The organism is Pseudomonas sp. 7-41, assembly GCF_021233075.1.
GTDB classification, from domain to species: domain Bacteria; phylum Pseudomonadota; class Gammaproteobacteria; order Pseudomonadales; family Pseudomonadaceae; genus Aquipseudomonas; species Aquipseudomonas veronii.
In genome coordinates this window covers 4,949,128-4,964,417 of sequence record NZ_CP089551.1, presented here as the reverse complement: position 1 = coordinate 4,964,417, position 15,290 = coordinate 4,949,128, and the positions used below count along the sequence as shown (strand labels likewise).

The window sequence follows — 15,290 nt, the reverse complement described above, 5'->3', positions numbered from 1 at the left end:
ACTGTCTCGGTCGCGCCTGTGCCCGCCGGGAGGAATCAACCGAATGAGAGTCTGGGCAGTTGCCAATCAAAAAGGTGGAGTCGGCAAGACCACCACCTCCATCGCCTTAGCCGGCTTGCTGGCCGAGGCGGGCAAGCGCGTGGTCGTGGTCGACCTGGACCCCCACGGCTCGATGACCAGCTATTTCGGCTACGACCCGGACGCGCTGGAGCACAGCTGCTACGACCTGTTCCTGCACAAGGGCAGCGTGCCGAGCGATCTGCCTGGGCAACTGCTGCTGCCCACCAGCAATGAAAGCATTTCCCTGCTGCCGTCGAGTACCGCCCTGGCCACCCTTGAGCGCCAGTCGCCGGGGCAGAGCGGCCTGGGCCTGGTGATCGCCAAGACCCTGGCGCAACTGTGGCAGGACTTCGACTACGCGATCATCGACAGCCCGCCGTTGCTCGGTGTGCTGATGGTCAACGCCCTGGCGGCCAGCCAGCAGTTGGTGATCCCGGTGCAGACCGAGCACCTCGCGGTCAAGGGCCTGGAACGCATGGTCAGCACCCTGGCGATGATCAACCGTTCACGCAAACAGGCGCTGCCGTTCAGCATCGTGCCGACGTTGTTCGACCGCCGCACCCAGGCGTCCCTCGGCACCTTGCGCGTACTGCGCGACGCCTACCCGGACACCATCTGGCAAGGCTATATCCCGGTGGACACGCGCCTGCGCGACGCCAGCCGCGCCGGCCTGACCCCTTCGCAGTTCGACGGTAAAAGTCGCGGCGTGCTGGCGTACCGCGCGCTGCTCAAGCACCTGCTGTCGCAACAGCTTGTGGCGCAGGTGGCGTGATGAACCGTCCTGTCGAACTCAAGGTCAAGACGCGGCCGCAACTGGCACTGGAATCCTACCTGGATGCCTTGCTGCAGGACGCGACCGAGGAAGAACTGCCGGAACCGCTGCTGGTCCTCGAACCCGCCGTAGACGCACAAAGCACACTGGATGAATTCCAGTTGGCGGTGCTGGAAGAACAGGCGCGTGATGCGCAGGTGATGGTGCCGAGTCCACCGGTCGTGGTTGCGCCTGTAGTGGTTGCGCCTGTGCCGGTCGCACCCGTGGTGGTCGAGCCGGTGGTTGAAGTCCACCTGCCGCCGAGCATCACACCGCCGCCGGTCACCGGCGACGGCCGCCCGGCGTGGGCCGCCGAGCCGTTCGAATGCCTGCTGTTCGACGTCGCCGGGTTGACCCTGGCGGTGCCGCTGGTGTGCCTGGGCTCGATCTATTCCCTGGAAGGCCAGGAGCTGACACCGCTGTTCGGGCAACCGGAGTGGTTCCTCGGCATCCTGCCCAGCCAGGCCGGCAACCTCAAGGTGCTGGACACCGCGCGCTGGGTGATGCCCGACCGCTACCGCGATGATTTCCGCCAGGGCTTGCAATACGTGATTTCGGTGCAAGGCTACGAGTGGGGGCTGGCCGTGCATCAAGTCAGCCGCTCGTTGCGCCTGGACCCGAATGAAATCAAATGGCGCAGCCAACGGGGCCAGCGCCCTTGGTTGGCGGGCACCGTGATCGAACACATGTGCGCGTTGCTCGACGTTGCCGAACTGGCCGAGTTGATCGCCAGCGGCGCGGTCAAGTCGATGCCGGGCCAGCAACGCAGTTAATTGAACAAGATCGGCCGCACGGTTGTGCGGCCAAAGAAGCACACACGCCGTGTCCAACGGCATTTGAAGGGGTCAGGGGTATGAATAAGTCAGCGTCCGCACAAGGTTTGGATGATCCGATCCTGCAATGGGTTACCTTCAAACTGGACAACGAGTCCTACGGCATCAACGTCATGCGCGTGCAGGAAGTGCTGCGCTACACCGAAATCGCTCCGGTTCCGGGTGCGCCAAGCTACGTGCTGGGCATCATCAACCTGCGCGGCAACGTGGTGACGGTGATCGACACCCGCCAGCGTTTCGGTCTGATACCGACCGAAGTCAACGACAACACCCGCATCGTCATCATCGAGGCAGACAAGCAGGTGGTCGGGATCATGGTCGACAGCGTGGCCGAAGTGGTTTACCTGCGCCAATCGGAAGTGGAAACCGCGCCGAACGTGGGTAACGAAGAGTCGGCCAAGTTCATCCAGGGCGTCTGCAACAAGAACGGCGAACTGCTGATTCTGGTCGAGCTGGACAAAATGATGAGCGAAGAAGAATGGTCGGATCTGGAGAACATCTGATTGTTCCTTGAAGCAGCGGTGATCGTCCTGGCCCTGTTGTGGGCCGGGACGTTGGCGTTTTTGCTGCGCTATGTGCGCCAGCAACGCGAGTGGGTGGTGCAACAGGCCGAACGCGATGCCGTGCGTGACCGGCGCGTGGTGGAGTTGGCCAAGCGCGTCGATCACTTCCAGCAAAGTGCGGTGCGGGTCGGGGATGAGGTGCATGAACTGCGCGCGATCCTCGGGCCGTTGCCGGACAAGCTGGCGCAGATTGAACAGCGCGATCCGTCCAGCCTGTCTTTTGCCCAGGCGGCGAAGCTGGTCGGCATGGGCGCGACCGTGGATGAGCTGACGCAGTCGTGCGGCTTGACCCAGGCTGAGGCGCAGTTGATGAGTAAGTTGCACAAAAGCTGATTGCGCGCTGATGGGTATCTAGCGATCCAACTGTAGGCGCTGGCTTGCCCGCGCTTACAGGAAAGCAGCCTGGCGTCGCCCCTGGCCAATTAAATTGCAAACCCGATGGCTTTTTTTATCTCCTCAAAGGTCAACATCCTTCAAGCACCTTTGACCCCAGGAGAGCTCCCCCCATGACCACCCACAAAGCCCTGTTGATCCTCCACGGCAAGCAAGCCCTCAACGAGGACGTGCGCGCTGCGGTGCTGGCTCGGCGTGAGCAGGGCTGGGAGCTGGCGGTGCGGGTGACGTGGGAGGGCGGCGACGCGCAGCGGCTGGTCAACGAGGCCCTGGACGGCGGGTACACGCACATCATTGCCGGCGGCGGTGACGGCACCTTGCGCGATGTGGCCGAGGCGATGGCCCAGGCCGGGACCGACGCGAGCCTGGTGCTGATGCCGTTGGGCACCGCCAATGATTTTGCCCGTGCCGCCGGTGTGCCGCTGCAGCCCGACCAGGCCCTGGCGTTGCTGGATGTGCCGGCCAGGGCGATCGACCTCGGCCGCGTCGGCGGGCAAGTATTCCTCAACATGGCCACTGGCGGCTTCGGCAGCCAGGTCACCGCCAATACCTCCGAAGAACTGAAGAAAGTGCTGGGCGGCGCGGCCTATCTGTTCACCGGCTTGTCGCGCTTCAGTGAGTTGAAGGCCGCGTATGGCGAGCTGGAAGGCCCGGATTTCCATTGGAAAGGCGAGCTGCTCGCGCTGGGCATCGGCAACGGCCGCCAGGCGGGCGGTGGGCATGTGCTGTGTCCCGACGCACTGGCGGACGATGGGCTGCTGGACATCAGCATTTTGCCGGCCCCCCAGGAAGTGGTCGGCACCCTGCGTGAACTGATGAACAATGGCTGGGGCCTGGACACCATGTTTGTCCGCGCGCGCCTGCCGTGGGTCAAGATCAAGGTGGCGCAAGGTTTGTATATCAACCTGGATGGCGAACCGCTGCAAGGCGATGACCTGCATTTCGAGGTCGTGCCCAAGGCCCTGCGCGTCCATCTGCCGCCGGGTTCGCCCTTAGTCGTCCAGGCTGATGATCTGCTCGCGCACGGCAAATAACACCAGGCCCGCCACATCGAAAATCTGCAGGCGCTTCATGATTTGCGAGCGGTGGGCTTCCACGGTCTTGATGCTCAACCCGAGGCCGTGGGCGATTTCCCGGGTGGATTTGCCACGCACGACCAGGCGCAGGATTTCCAACTGGCGAGCGGTGAGGTTGTGGTTGTGGGCGACCGGGGAGGACGGGGCCTGATTGCGTACCAGCGCCTGGCTGATCACGGTGTGGGCAATCGCCGGGCTCAGGTAGCGCTCGTCATTGCTCAGCGCCAGCAGTGCCTGCTCCAGTTCGTTGGCGCTGGTGTCCTTGAGCAGGTAGCCATGGGCGCCGGCCTCCAGGGCACGCATGATCAGCTCCGGGTCGGTGTGCATCGACAGGATCAGCACCTTGCTCTTGGGGTAGGCCGTCTTGAGCTGGTGCAACGCATCCAGGCCGCCGGTGTGTTTCATCGACAGGTCCAGCAGCACGATATCCGGCAGCAGGGCGCTGAATGTTTCCAGCACCTGCGCGCCATCGCTGGCTTCGCCAATCACCGTGTAGCCGGGAATGTCCAGGACCAGCGCGCGGACGCCGGCCCTGATCAGTGCGTGGTCATCCACCAGGAGTAAAGTGCGGGTCACTCGAGAACCTTCAGGGGACTGGCCCGTTCGAGGGCGCGCGGCGCCCAGGGGAAAAGTGCGTCGATCCGGGTGCCTTTGCCTGGCTGGCTGCTGACGGACAAGGTGCCCCCCAGTTGATCAATCCGCTCGGACATGCCCGCCATGCCCCGTTGGCCTTCCAGGCCTGGGTTGCTGGCGGGCGAAAAGCCCTGGCCGTCATCACTGATAAACAGCGACAGGCCCTGGGGCAGGCGTTGCAGGCGAACCAGCAGGTTTTGCGCCTGGGCATGGCGCAGCATGTTGGTCACCGCTTCCTGGGTGATGCGAAAAGCGGCCACGGCCATTTCTTCGGGAATGCCGGTCAGCCGTTGCTGGCATTCCAGGCTCCAATGAATCGAGGTGTTTCCCAGGGTCTTGAGCAGGTGCGCGCGCAGGCTGGCTTCCAGGCCCAGGCTGGCCAACTGACGCGGGTTGAGAATGGCGGACACGTCGCGCACCTTGGCCAAGGTCTCGTTCAGGGTGTTGCACAGCACTGTGCATTGGCCCTGCAGGTCTTCCGGCAGGCGGCGCTTGAGCCATTCGCTTTGCAGCTTGGCGGCGGTGAGCAATTGGCCGATATCGTCGTGCAGCTCTCGGCTGAGGCGGTGCCGCTCGTTTTCCTGGACTTGCAGCAGGCGATCGGCCAGTTCCTGGGGCTGGAACTTGATCGATTTACGTGAGTTCCACTGCCGCAGGCCCACCAGCACCAGGGTGGCCACGTTGATCAGCAACACCATCAATGGCAAGGGCGTGGAGCGAGCGTAGGCCCACAGCCCCAGCAGCAGTGAGCACAGGCACAACACGAGAACCAGTCGACGGGCATTGCTGCGGGAAGCGGATTTGACGAGGAGTGACTTGAGGCTGGCGTACATAGCGGATGCTTTTCACGTTTTATGCATCATGACGTTAGGTCACTTCGAGGGCGGCATGGTACCACTTTGCTTACCGTTGGTCGCCAGGCGTCATTTGCACGGTGTGGGGGCATGCCTATTAAGAATAGTTATATGTTGGCGGTTATTTGGTATGGATTGGCTTTATAGCGCGGGCAACTTAGTTGTCGCCACTTATTGCAGGGCACATTAGTTATTCTTGTCGTTTTTGGGCAAGACGCTGGGTGAAAGCGACACCTTAGTGCTTAACGGCGCAGTCATTCATGAAACGTGGTGCAGACGCTGTTGCGGCTTATTGGTGAAGTCCTTCTGCGGGATCTGGAGAGTGACCGTCGCAATCAGTGAGGTTTGTTCACTTTCATCCAGGCTCAACTCACCGGTGCGGGTGTCGATCAACTCCAGCTGCCACGCCAGTAACGTCAGGCAGTTGTTCAAGGCATCGAGGGCCTGATCGTGCAGTTGCAAAGGGCTCTGCGCGTTGGCAATCAGGTCCTGGATATGTCGCGAGAACTCGCTGATCGCCTGCAGAGCCAGATCATCGGCCTTTTCGGCGAGCGCCGTGAGGCTGAACTTCATGCAGTCGATGGCATCGCTGTCATTACGAATCAAATGCAGATGGCTCAAGCACTCTTCCGACTTTCTCAGCAGCTTTTCGGCCTCTAGCAGGAATTCGGGAAGTGTGGTTTGCCACTCGTTCGCGCTATTCATCATGCAAGTCTCCACAGCATACGGTCGGGCGATGAGATGTCGCACTGCGTGAATAGCGTAAAACTACCGCTGAAAGATGACTGAAATCTGTAGGGCGCTTCTGAGACTTTAGTAGGACGTTTATTTGAATGATCATGCGAGGCGCGCACTGCCCTCGTCATCGGGGCCGATTGCGCAACGTCGATTGCCGACAGGTGAGTGTCTGGAAGGCCCACGGGCCTTGGGCTTACGATGGCAAACAAAAGCCTGACTCCATTCATGCAATGAGAATGGCGTCACATTAATGGCAATTAGATATCGCGAATATCAGGTTGGGCCTGATTGTGCCTAGGGGAATCCCTTACGCAGCGGAACCTTGCGCCGATTTGAATGTCGCGCAATGTTGCGATTCTGCCCAATGAAGAGGCCTGTGCAGTAAAGCATGATGTCAGTGTGACATCAATGGATTTGCGTGGCATTTTACAGGGGTCAAGGTCTGGCGCTTGCCGCCGATAACAAGCTTAGCGAACCGCATAATCCCTTAGCGCGACCTGCGCGCATATCAGGAGCTTTTAATGGCCGGCATTCTCGACACGGTAGATCAACGCACACAATTGGTGGGTGAGAATCGCCTGGAGATTCTCATGTTTCGCCTGGCCGGGCGGCAGCTGTTCGCGATCAACGTGTTCAAGGTGCAGGAGGTCTTGCAACTGCCCAAGCTGACCCTGATGCCTCAGCGCCACCCGTTTGTGTGCGGCGTGGTCAACCTGCGGGGCCAGACCCTGCCGGTGATCGACCTGTCCCAGGCCATCGGCATGCGCCCGCTGGTGCCGGGGCCCAACAGCACCATCATCGTCACCGAGTACAACCGCTCGGTGCAGGCGTTCCTGGTGGGCGGCGTCGATCGCATCGTCAACATGAACTGGGAAGCCATCCTGCCGCCGCCGACCAGCGCCGGGCGCCAGCACTACCTCACGGCCATCAGCAAGGTCGATGACCAGTTGGTGGAAATCATCGACGTGGAAAAAGTCCTCGCCGAGATCGTGCCATACAACGCCAAGGTCTCCCGCGATAAACTCGATGACCCGATACTGGAGCGCGCCCGTGGCCGTGAAGTGCTGCTGGTGGACGACTCCAATGTCGCGCTGTCGCAGTTGCGCGACACCCTGGGCCAGTTGGGCGTGAAGATGCACATCGCCAGTGACGGCCTCAAGGCGCTGAACATGCTCAAGGCCTGGGCCGACAGCGGCCAGGTGATGACCGACAAATTGCTGATGATCTTCACCGACGCCGAAATGCCTGAGATGGACGGCTACCGCCTGACCACCGAGATCCGCAATGACCCACGCCTGCGTGAGCTGTACGTGGTGCTGCACACCTCGCTGTCGGGCAGTTTCAACGAGTCGATGGTGAAGAAGGTCGGGTGCGATAACTTCCTGTCCAAATTCCAGCCGGACAAGCTGGTGGATGTGGTGCGTCAGCGACTGATGCTGGACGAAGCGCCGGCTTGACCTTAGGGTGACGGTTTTGCCCCTCAGGAATGCAGGCTCATGCTCCGTCTCAGCGCGCTGTACCGTTACCCTTTGAAATCCGGCAAGGCCGAAACGTTGCAGCAGATCGGCCTGGACAAGCTCGGGTTGGATGGCGATCGACGCTGGATGCTGGTGGACGAAGCCAGCGGGCGTTTCTTGACGCAGCGCGCCGTGGCGACGATGAGCCAGCTGTCGGCGCTGTGGAACCGCAGCGGTGGCCTGACCCTCAGTTCGCCTGGCTACGCAGCGCTGGACGTGGCGTTGCCCGGCAGCGAGGCTGAACTGCGCGGTGTGACCATCTGGCGCGACACCTTGCGCGTGCCGGATGCGGGCGATGCCGCCGCCGCCTGGGTCAGCGACTTTATCGGCAAGCCAACGCGGCTGGTCCACATCCCGCTGGAGCGCGCGCGCACCACACAAGCCGGTTATGGCAAGGACGATGATCAGGTCGCGTTCGCCGACGGTTACCCGTTGCTGCTGATCGGCCAGGCCTCCCTGGACGACCTGTCCCGGCACGTCGGTCGGCCCATGGAAATGCTGCGCTTTCGCCCCAACCTGGTGATCGACGGTGGCGATGCGTTCGCCGAAGACGGCTGGAAACGCCTGCGCATCGGCGATGTCGAGTTTCGCGTGGTCAAGCCGTGCTCACGCTGCATTCTGACCACCATCGACCCGCAGACCGGCGAGCGCAGTGCCGACCGCGAACCCTTCGTGACGCTGGAGGCCTATCGCAAGACCGAAGACGGCGCGATGTTCGGCCAGAACCTGGTCAACGATGGCGTGGGCCGCCTGGAAGTGGGCATGCCGGTGACTGTCCTCGAATAATGCGTCCCCAAAAAAAATGCCCGTCTCCTGCGAGACGGGCATTTTTTTCGCGCGGGAATTGCTTAGCCGCGGTATTCGCACAGGTAAGCGGTGTCCACGGCGACCTTCAGCTGGAACTTGCTGTTGGCCGGAACGTGGAACAGGCTGCCGGCGGCGAAGGTTTCCCAGGTGCTGCTGTCGGGCAGCTTGACGGTCAGGGCGCCGGATACCACGTGCATGATTTCACGCTGGGCGGTGCCGAATTCGTATTCACCCGGGGCCATGACGCCGATGGTCGCCGGACCTTCTGCGGTGCCGAAAGCGATCGACTTGACGGTGCCGTCGAAGTACTCGTTGACTTTAAACATGGGCGAATCCTCGGAAAAAGGGTCTGGAAAGGTCGGCCAGTATGCCCAAGGGCAAGGGAGCTGCCTAGACCGGCAAAATCAGCGGTAACAGGCGTGCGGTGTTGCGCGCATCTTCCAGCGCCCGGTGTTGCTGGCCATTGAACTGCATTCCCGCCAATTGCAGGGCGCTATTGAGCCCCGTTGGCTTGTCCAGGCGCCTGGCCTTGGCAAAGCGTTGCTTGAGGTTGATATGGGGCGTTTGGGCCAGCGCGCTGCTCAGGCCATGGCGCTGCCACTCCAGCTCGAGCTGCTGGCGATCGTAGTCGCCCCAGCTGGCCCAACCTTCCAGGTGTGCCTGATGCCGGCCCAGCCAGCGCTCGAACAGCGCCCACACTTCGCCGAAAGGCGCGGCGCTGTCCATGTTCGCCTGGGTGATATGGGTCAGCTTGCGGCAGAAGGGAGTCAGCAATGGACGCCGCTGCGGTCGCACAAAACGCTGGAAATGATCCAACTCGCGGCCCTGGCGGTTGACCAGGCTTGCGCCGATCTCGATGACTTCCATCTCCGTCACGGGCCAGCCGCCGTCATCCGTTGTGGCTTCAAGGTCAATAATCAGCCAATGAGGCATCGTGCAGGTTCCCGTACTCTTCCCGTCCTGATGGGGATAGAGCGTAGCCCGGCCGCGTAGTTCCGCCCAGGCTTTATTCGATCTCCAGCAACACCTGGCGATTGCGCACCTGATCGCCAGCCATGACCTGCACGGCCTTGACCACACCGTCGATGCCGGCCTTCAGCGGATGCTCCATTTTCATCGCTTCGAGCACCAGCAGCAGTTGCCCCTGAGTGACGCGTTCACCGGCGCGCACGCGCACATCGACGATGGCGCCGTCCATCGGCGCCTCGACCCTGCCGCCGCCGGTTGGGGGCTGGCGGTTGGCAACGTGGTGGGTGCGGTTGGTCACGCTCACGCCCGGTAGCCACAGCTGGGCACCGTCGAGGTGGTAGGCACTGCGGCGGCGGATGCCGTTGATCACTGCGGTGGCCCAGCGGCCGTCGCTGCTGAGGTGGCGGATGTCGATGCCGTTGGCCTGCAGGTGATGGTCGGCGAGGACGCTGACCGTGATGTCCTGGACCGCATCGTCGACGGCCAACTGATAGCTCCACGGCACGTCAGCGCCGTTGCGCCACCCCGATAAGGCCGGGGCATGGGCCTGAGCGCTGTGTTGATAAAACAGCGCGGCGGCCAGGGCCAACTGTTCGGCGGATGCGCGGGGGCGACGGATCTCGCTGAAGTGTTCGGCGATCAACGCGGTGCTGAAGTCGCCGTGGATAAACTTCGGGTGCTTGAGCAGGTCGGTCAACAGCTGCTGGTTGCTCGCCACGCCCAGCAGCACCGTGTCCTCCACGGCGCGCAGCAGCTTGCGCCGCGCCTCCTCGCGGGTGGCGCCATGGGCGACGATCTTGCCGAGCAGCGGGTCATAGAACGGGCTGATGCGCTGGCCTTCGAGAACGCCGTGGTCGACCCGCACGCCCGCGGCCGGTTCCCAGCGCAACACCGCACCGGTTTGCGGCAGAAAGCCCTGGGCCGGGTCTTCGGCGTACAGGCGCACTTCCATGGCGTGGCCGCTGAGGCTGACCTGCGCTTGCTGTAACGGCAGCGGTTGGCCGGCGGCAATTTGCAGTTGCCAGTCGACCAGATCGAGGCCGCTGATCAGTTCGGTGACTGGGTGTTCGACTTGCAGGCGAGTGTTCATCTCCAGGAAGTAGAACCGGCCGTCGCGGTCGAGCAGGAACTCCACCGTGCCGGCGCCGACGTAATTCACCGCACGCCCGGCCTTCAGCGCCGCGTCGCCCATGGCCTGGCGCAGGGCCGGGGTCATCACCGGGCAGGGCGCCTCTTCAATGATTTTCTGATGGCGGCGCTGGACCGAGCAGTCGCGTTCGCCGAGGTGGATCAGGTTGCCGTGGCTGTCGCCGAACAGTTGGATTTCGACGTGGCGCGGTTCGATCAGCGCCTGTTCCAGGATCAGTTCGTCACTGCCGAATGCATTCAGGGCTTCGGAGCGGGCGCTGCGCAGTTGCTCTTGCAGGTGTTCGCGCTGATGCACCAGGCGCATACCTCGGCCGCCGCCGCCGGCACTGGCCTTGATCATCAGCGGGAAGCCGATGCGTTCAGCTTCTATTTGCAACGTGGCGTCGTCCTGGGCGCTGCCTTGGTAGCCGGCGATGCACGGGACACCGGCCTCGAGCATGGCGAGTTTGGACCGACGCTTGCTGCCCATCAGTTCGATGGCCTCGACGCTGGGGCCGATGAAGGTCAGCCCGGCGTTTATGCAGGCGCGGGCGAAATCGGGGTTTTCAGAGAGAAAGCCGTAGCCGGGGTGGACCGCGTCGGCACCCGTGCGTTGGGCTGCGCTGAGAATCGCCGGGATATTCAGGTAGGACTGCTGCACCGGCGCCGGGCCGATATTCACGGCTTCGTCGGCCATCTGCACGTGCGCGGCCTGGGCGTCGGCGTCGCTGTAGACCGCTACGGTGCGATAGCCCAAGGCCTGGGCGGTGCGCTGGATGCGGCAGGCGATTTCGCCGCGGTTGGCGATCAGGATCTTGTTCATTCGGCCCACCGTGGCTTGCGCTGTTGCACAAAGGCCTGGGTGCCTTCGATCCCTTCTTCGCCCGTCGCCGCCTCGGCGAACCACGCGGCGGCCTGATCCAGCAACGGTCCCAGCGGTTGCTCCGCGCTGGCCAGCAGCAAGGCCTTGGTCCGCCCATTCGCCCCCGGCGCGCAACGCAATACCTGGCCCAGCACTTCATCCAGGCGTTCGGCCAACGCCTGCGGATCGCGCTCGACAAAATGCACCACGCCCAAGCGCTCAGCCTCGACCCCGTCGAACCGCGCCGCCGTCAGCGCCAGCCGGCGCGCGTGCGTCAGACCGATGCGCTTGACCACAAACGGCGCGATCTGCGCCGGCAGCAAGCCCAGGCTGGTCTCGGGCAAGCCGAACTGCGCCTGGTGATCAGCCAGCGCAATATCACTGACGCACGCCAAACCAAAGCCACCGCCCAGCACCGCGCCTTGCAGCACCACGATCACCACTTGGGGCACGGCTTCAACTTCCTGCAGCAAGGTGCCGAACGCGCGGTTCAGCGCCTGCAATTGCGCCTTGTCGCTGGCGCCGAGCAGGTCTTTCACGTCCGCCCCGGCACAGAAATGCCCGGCCGCGCCGCTGATCACCAGCGCGCGCACCTGATCGTCCAACTGCGCCAGCACCGCGCGCAGTTCATTGACCATCTCCAGGCTCATCGCGTTGCGGCTTTGCGGACGGTTGAGGGTGATGTGCAGCACCCCGTTATGGGGTTCGAGCAGCAGGGTGTTCATGGTTTTTTCCCCGGCAGGGTGCCCATCAGTTTGCAGATGATGCCCAGCATGATTTCGTCGGCGCCGCCGCCAATCGACACCAGGCGCATATCGCGATAGGCGCGGGCCACCGGGTTGTCCCACATAAAGCCCATGCCGCCCCAGTATTGCAGGCAACTGTCGCTGACTTCGCGGCCCAGCCGCCCGGCCTTGAGCTTGGCCATGGAGGCCAGGCGCGTCACGTCCTGGCCTTTGATGTACTGCTCGGTGGCCTGGTAGACCAGGGCGCGCAGGCATTCGATTTCGGTGGCCAGTTCGGCCAGGCGAAAGTGAATCACCTGATTGTCGATCAGCGCTTTGCCGAAGGTCTGGCGCTCCTTGCAGTATTCGATCGTGCTGTCGATGCAGGACTCCAGGCCCTTGATCATATTGGCCGCGCCAAACAGGCGTTCTTCCTGGAATTGCAGCATCTGCATCATGAACCCCGCGCCTTCATGGCCGATGCGGTTGCGTTGCGGCACACGCACGCCGTCGAAGAACACCTGGGCGGTCTCGGAGCTGTGCATGCCGAGTTTTTCCAAGGGCGGGCTGACGCTGATCCCCGGTGTGTTCATCGGCACCATGATCAGCGACTTGTTGAGATGCGGCTTGTCGTCGGAGGTGTTGGCCAGCAGGCACATGAAGTCGGCGCTCGGCGAGTTGGTGATCCACATTTTGCTGCCGTCGATCACGTAGTCGTCGCCGTCCTTGCGTGCCTGGGTCTTCAGCCCGGCCACATCGGAACCGGCGCCGGCTTCCGAGACGCCGATGCAACCGACTTGCGCACCGCTGATCGCCGGGCGCAGGAATTCTTCGCGCAGTGCGTCGCAGCCGAAGCGGGCGAGGGCGGGGGTACACATGTCGGTCTGTACGCCGATGGACATGGGGATGCCGCCGCAGCGGATGCTGCCGAATTCTTCGGCGGCGACGATGGAGTAGCTGTAGTCCAGGCCCATGCCGCCGAATTGTTCGGGTTTGGATATGCCCAGCAGGCCGAGGTCGCCGGCCTTGCGCAAGATATCGTGGATGGGGAAGCGACCGGCTTTTTCCCATTCGTCGACGTGGGGGTTGATCTCGCGGTCGACGAAGGTGCGGACGGTGCGGCGCAGTGCCTGGTGTTCTTGGGTGAAGATCATTTTTTATTGTTCTCCGTGTGGGCGTTCTTCGGGTGTGCATGGCTCCATCTGTGGGAGCTGGTTTGCTGGCGGTCTTACAGCGGGTAGATATCCAATGGGCTCACCTCGCTCGAAATTGGGCTCACCTCGCTCCAAATGTGGGAGGGGGCTTGCCCCCGATGGCGGCCTCTGGGTCGACCATTTTTTTGGGTTGAGTACATATCCGTTTCTTTGGTAACGGCTGCTATGGGTTCCGCTCTTACAGCGGGTCACTTTTGGAAAAGAGCCCCAAAAGTAACCAAAAGGGCTCTTGCCCCACCACTCGGCACCTCGCCTAGGCTCGGTGTGCCCGAACGCAGGCTTGAATCCGTGGGCCGCCGTCATGGGCCATCCCTGGCCCAGGACGGCTAACCCGGCGTCCTGCCGGGTTACCCACGGATTCAAGCCTGCGTTCGGCCAGCGTGGTTTGACGGGGCGCCTAAGATCAAGATCAAGATCAAAAGCAGAGCAACAGCAGAGCAACAGCAGGGTTTTGTTGTCTTGATGACTTTAGAACCGTGCTACGCCAAAGCTGTTCGGTTGCAATGTCCGCATGTCGGCTTCATGGCAAATATCCAGCAGGAACCCCAGCAACGTGCGGGTATCCCTTGGGTCGATCAGGCCGTCATCCCATAGGTTTGCGCTGCCGTACAGTGCGGTGGATTGGCTGTCGAGTTTCTGTGCGGTGACTTGTTCCAGCATGTCGAGCATCTTGGGGTCGGGGGTCAGGCCGTCTTTCCGTTGTTTGGCTTCGGTGACGATGCGCAGCACTTTGCCGGCCTGGGCGCCGCCCATCACGGCGGTGCGGCTGTTGGGCCAGGCGAAGATGAAGCGCGGGTCGAGGCCGCGGCCGCACATGGCGTAGTTGCCGGCGCCGTAGGAGCCGCCGACCACCACGGTGAGTTTGGGCACACGTGCATTGGTCACCGCCTGGATCATCTTCGCGCCGTGCTTGATCACGCCTTGCTGTTCCGCCTCGGTGCCGACCATAAAGCCGGTGGTGTTGTGCAGGAACAGCAGCGGCGTGCGGCTCTGGTCGCACAGTTGGATGAATTGCGCGGCCTTGCTGGCGCCCTTGGGCGTGATCGGGCCGTTATTGCCGATCACGCCGACGGCGCGGCCCTGGATGTGCAGGTGGCCGCACACGGTATGTGCGTCGAACTCGCCCTTGAACTCGAGGAAGTTCGAACCATCGGCCAGGCGTGCGAGGATTTCGCGGACGTCGTAGGGTTTTTTCGGGTCGTCGGGGATCAGCCCGAGCAGTTCGTCGATGGGGTACAGCGGCTCGGCATACGTGCGTTTGGGCATCGACGGCAGGCGCTCGTTCCACGGCAGCAGGCTGACGATTTCGCGCACGATCCGCACCCCGTCGGCATCGTTTTCCGCCAGGTATTCCGCGGTGCCGGCGATTTGCGCGTGCATCTCGGCGCCGCCCAGTGCTTCATCGGTGGCGACTTCGCCGGTCGCGGCCTTGAGCAGCGGCGGGCCGGCCAGGAACAGCTTGGCCTTGCCGCGCACCACCACCACGTAATCCGACAGCCCCGGCTGATACGCGCCGCCCGCCGTGGCCGAGCCGTGGACCACGGTGATCTGCGGCAAGCCCATGGCCGACATGCGCGCCTGGTTGGCGAAGCTGCGCGCGCCTTCGACGAAAATCTCCGCCGCGTAGTTGAGGTTGGCGCCGCCGCTTTCGGCGAGGGTCACCACCGGCAGTTGGTTTTCCATCGCGATCTGTTGCAGGCGCAGGGATTTCTTCAGGCCCGTGGGGGAAATGGTGCCGCCCTTGATCGCGCTGTTATTCGCCACCACCAGCACGCGCACGCCGCTGACGTAACCGATGCCGGCGATCAACCCGCCGCCGGCGGCGCTGCCGTCCTTGTCGTCATGGAGTTTGTAGCCGGCCAGGCTGGCCAGTTCCAGGAACGGCGCGCCAGGGTCCAGCAGCAGGTTGAGGCGTTCACGCGGCAGCAATTGCCCGCGTTTGTCGAACTTGGGCTTGGCTTCCTGCGCCTTGCTCAACAGGTTCTGCTCCAACAGGCGCAGTTGCTGCAGGCTCGCTAGCAGCGCTTCGCGGTTGCGCACAAAGTCTGGGCTGTGGGCGTCGATCAGGGTTTCGATCACCGGCATGGTTTATGACTCCCCTTTGAGG

Annotated in this window: 16 protein-coding genes; 7 read left to right on the top strand and 9 right to left on the bottom strand. The window is 62.8% G+C overall.

From position 1 onward, the window contains the following. Positions 1-43 precede the first annotated feature (43 nt). The 5 genes from LQ249_RS22390 (at position 44) to yegS (ending at position 3,694) form a co-directional block, all read left to right on the top strand. Complete coding sequence (locus LQ249_RS22390) at positions 44-832, top strand: ParA family protein (protein WP_017849390.1); 789 nt, start codon at positions 44-46, stop codon at positions 830-832. Beyond that, on the top strand, positions 832-1,644 hold the full coding sequence (locus LQ249_RS22385; protein WP_017849391.1) for a CheW domain-containing protein: 813 nt from the start codon (positions 832-834) through the stop codon (positions 1,642-1,644). The genes LQ249_RS22390 and LQ249_RS22385 overlap by 1 nt, the downstream gene beginning before the upstream one ends. An 80-nt stretch (positions 1,645-1,724) precedes the next feature. Then, a complete protein-coding gene (locus LQ249_RS22380) occupies positions 1,725-2,207 on the top strand; it encodes a chemotaxis protein CheW (RefSeq protein ID WP_017849392.1) in 483 nt (160 codons plus the stop codon). Then, a complete protein-coding gene (locus LQ249_RS22375) occupies positions 2,208-2,600 on the top strand; it encodes a DUF2802 domain-containing protein (RefSeq protein WP_046382529.1) in 393 nt (130 codons plus the stop codon). A 173-nt stretch (positions 2,601-2,773) separates the two neighbouring features. Further along, a complete protein-coding gene (gene yegS / locus LQ249_RS22370; protein ID WP_046382530.1) occupies positions 2,774-3,694 on the top strand; it encodes a lipid kinase YegS in 921 nt (306 codons plus the stop codon). Here the strand turns inward: yegS and LQ249_RS22365 are convergent. The 3 genes from LQ249_RS22365 to LQ249_RS22355 form a co-directional block, all read right to left on the bottom strand. Beyond that, on the bottom strand, positions 3,653-4,312 hold the full coding sequence (locus tag LQ249_RS22365; RefSeq protein ID WP_057003876.1) for a response regulator transcription factor: 660 nt from the start codon (positions 4,310-4,312) through the stop codon (positions 3,653-3,655). The two genes, yegS and LQ249_RS22365, sit on opposite strands and share 42 nt — an antisense overlap. Further along, complete coding sequence (locus LQ249_RS22360) at positions 4,309-5,202, bottom strand: sensor histidine kinase (RefSeq protein WP_046382531.1); 894 nt, start codon at positions 5,200-5,202, stop codon at positions 4,309-4,311. Before LQ249_RS22360 ends, LQ249_RS22365 begins: the two co-directional genes overlap by 4 nt. A gap of 279 nt (positions 5,203-5,481) precedes the next feature. Beyond that, a complete protein-coding gene (locus LQ249_RS22355; protein WP_169865368.1) occupies positions 5,482-5,931 on the bottom strand; it encodes a hypothetical protein in 450 nt (149 codons plus the stop codon). A 551-nt stretch (positions 5,932-6,482) separates the two neighbouring features. Here LQ249_RS22355 and LQ249_RS22350 point away from each other — a divergent pair. Together LQ249_RS22350 and LQ249_RS22345 are read left to right on the top strand one after the other, a co-directional pair. Then, complete coding sequence (locus LQ249_RS22350) at positions 6,483-7,418, top strand: chemotaxis protein CheV (protein WP_046382532.1); 936 nt, start codon at positions 6,483-6,485, stop codon at positions 7,416-7,418. A 39-nt stretch (positions 7,419-7,457) separates the two neighbouring features. Beyond that, positions 7,458-8,264, top strand: coding sequence for an MOSC domain-containing protein (locus LQ249_RS22345; RefSeq protein WP_046382533.1), 807 nt, complete (start codon positions 7,458-7,460; stop codon positions 8,262-8,264). A 62-nt stretch (positions 8,265-8,326) separates the two neighbouring features. On the opposite strand, the gene ppnP is transcribed toward LQ249_RS22345, so the two are convergent. The 6 genes from ppnP to atuC all read right to left on the bottom strand — a co-directional run bounded on the left by ppnP (position 8,327) and on the right by atuC (position 15,268). Further along, complete coding sequence (gene ppnP, locus LQ249_RS22340; RefSeq protein WP_017849400.1) at positions 8,327-8,611, bottom strand: pyrimidine/purine nucleoside phosphorylase; 285 nt, start codon at positions 8,609-8,611, stop codon at positions 8,327-8,329. Positions 8,612-8,675: 64 nt separating this feature from the next. Continuing rightward, the gene (locus LQ249_RS22335; RefSeq protein ID WP_057003877.1) at positions 8,676-9,218 is read right to left on the bottom strand and encodes an exonuclease domain-containing protein; all 543 of its coding nucleotides are present in this window, start codon (positions 9,216-9,218) and stop codon (positions 8,676-8,678) included. Between the two features lie 73 nt (positions 9,219-9,291). Next, positions 9,292-11,205, bottom strand: coding sequence for an acetyl/propionyl/methylcrotonyl-CoA carboxylase subunit alpha (locus LQ249_RS22330; RefSeq protein WP_442962245.1), 1,914 nt, complete (start codon positions 11,203-11,205; stop codon positions 9,292-9,294). Next, entirely contained in the window at positions 11,202-11,969 is a 768-nt protein-coding gene (locus LQ249_RS22325) for an enoyl-CoA hydratase/isomerase family protein (RefSeq protein WP_046484819.1), read from the bottom strand. Before LQ249_RS22325 ends, LQ249_RS22330 begins: the two co-directional genes overlap by 4 nt. Continuing rightward, complete coding sequence (atuD, locus tag LQ249_RS22320; protein WP_102619013.1) at positions 11,966-13,123, bottom strand: citronellyl-CoA dehydrogenase; 1,158 nt, start codon at positions 13,121-13,123, stop codon at positions 11,966-11,968. The genes LQ249_RS22325 and atuD overlap by 4 nt, the downstream gene beginning before the upstream one ends. A 528-nt stretch (positions 13,124-13,651) precedes the next feature. Continuing rightward, positions 13,652-15,268: an acyl-CoA carboxylase subunit beta gene (gene atuC, locus LQ249_RS22315; RefSeq protein WP_232565916.1), complete on the bottom strand. Its 1,617-nt coding sequence runs from the start codon at positions 15,266-15,268 to the stop codon at positions 13,652-13,654. Between the last annotated feature and the right edge of the window lie 22 nt (positions 15,269-15,290).

What these genes read in the sequence shown, in the direction of transcription:
- LQ249_RS22390 (WP_017849390.1), top strand. Translation starts at nt 44, where the DNA reads ATGAGAGTCTGGGCAGTTGCCAATCAAAAAGGTGGAGTCGGCAAGACC.
- LQ249_RS22385 (WP_017849391.1), top strand. Translation starts at nt 832, where the DNA reads ATGAACCGTCCTGTCGAACTCAAGGTCAAGACGCGGCCGCAACTGGCA.
- LQ249_RS22380 (WP_017849392.1), top strand. Translation starts at nt 1,725, where the DNA reads ATGAATAAGTCAGCGTCCGCACAAGGTTTGGATGATCCGATCCTGCAA.
- yegS (WP_046382530.1), top strand. Translation starts at nt 2,774, where the DNA reads ATGACCACCCACAAAGCCCTGTTGATCCTCCACGGCAAGCAAGCCCTC.
- LQ249_RS22360 (WP_046382531.1), bottom strand. Translation starts at nt 5,202, where the DNA reads ATGTACGCCAGCCTCAAGTCACTCCTCGTCAAATCCGCTTCCCGCAGC.
- LQ249_RS22355 (WP_169865368.1), bottom strand. Translation starts at nt 5,931, where the DNA reads ATGATGAATAGCGCGAACGAGTGGCAAACCACACTTCCCGAATTCCTG.
- LQ249_RS22350 (WP_046382532.1), top strand. Translation starts at nt 6,483, where the DNA reads ATGGCCGGCATTCTCGACACGGTAGATCAACGCACACAATTGGTGGGT.
- LQ249_RS22345 (WP_046382533.1), top strand. Translation starts at nt 7,458, where the DNA reads ATGCTCCGTCTCAGCGCGCTGTACCGTTACCCTTTGAAATCCGGCAAG.
- ppnP (WP_017849400.1), bottom strand. Translation starts at nt 8,611, where the DNA reads ATGTTTAAAGTCAACGAGTACTTCGACGGCACCGTCAAGTCGATCGCT.
- LQ249_RS22335 (WP_057003877.1), bottom strand. Translation starts at nt 9,218, where the DNA reads ATGCCTCATTGGCTGATTATTGACCTTGAAGCCACAACGGATGACGGC.
- LQ249_RS22330 (WP_442962245.1), bottom strand. Translation starts at nt 11,205, where the DNA reads ATGAACAAGATCCTGATCGCCAACCGCGGCGAAATCGCCTGCCGCATC.
- LQ249_RS22325 (WP_046484819.1), bottom strand. Translation starts at nt 11,969, where the DNA reads ATGAACACCCTGCTGCTCGAACCCCATAACGGGGTGCTGCACATCACC.
- atuD (WP_102619013.1), bottom strand. Translation starts at nt 13,123, where the DNA reads ATGATCTTCACCCAAGAACACCAGGCACTGCGCCGCACCGTCCGCACC.
- atuC (WP_232565916.1), bottom strand. Translation starts at nt 15,268, where the DNA reads ATGCCGGTGATCGAAACCCTGATCGACGCCCACAGCCCAGACTTTGTG.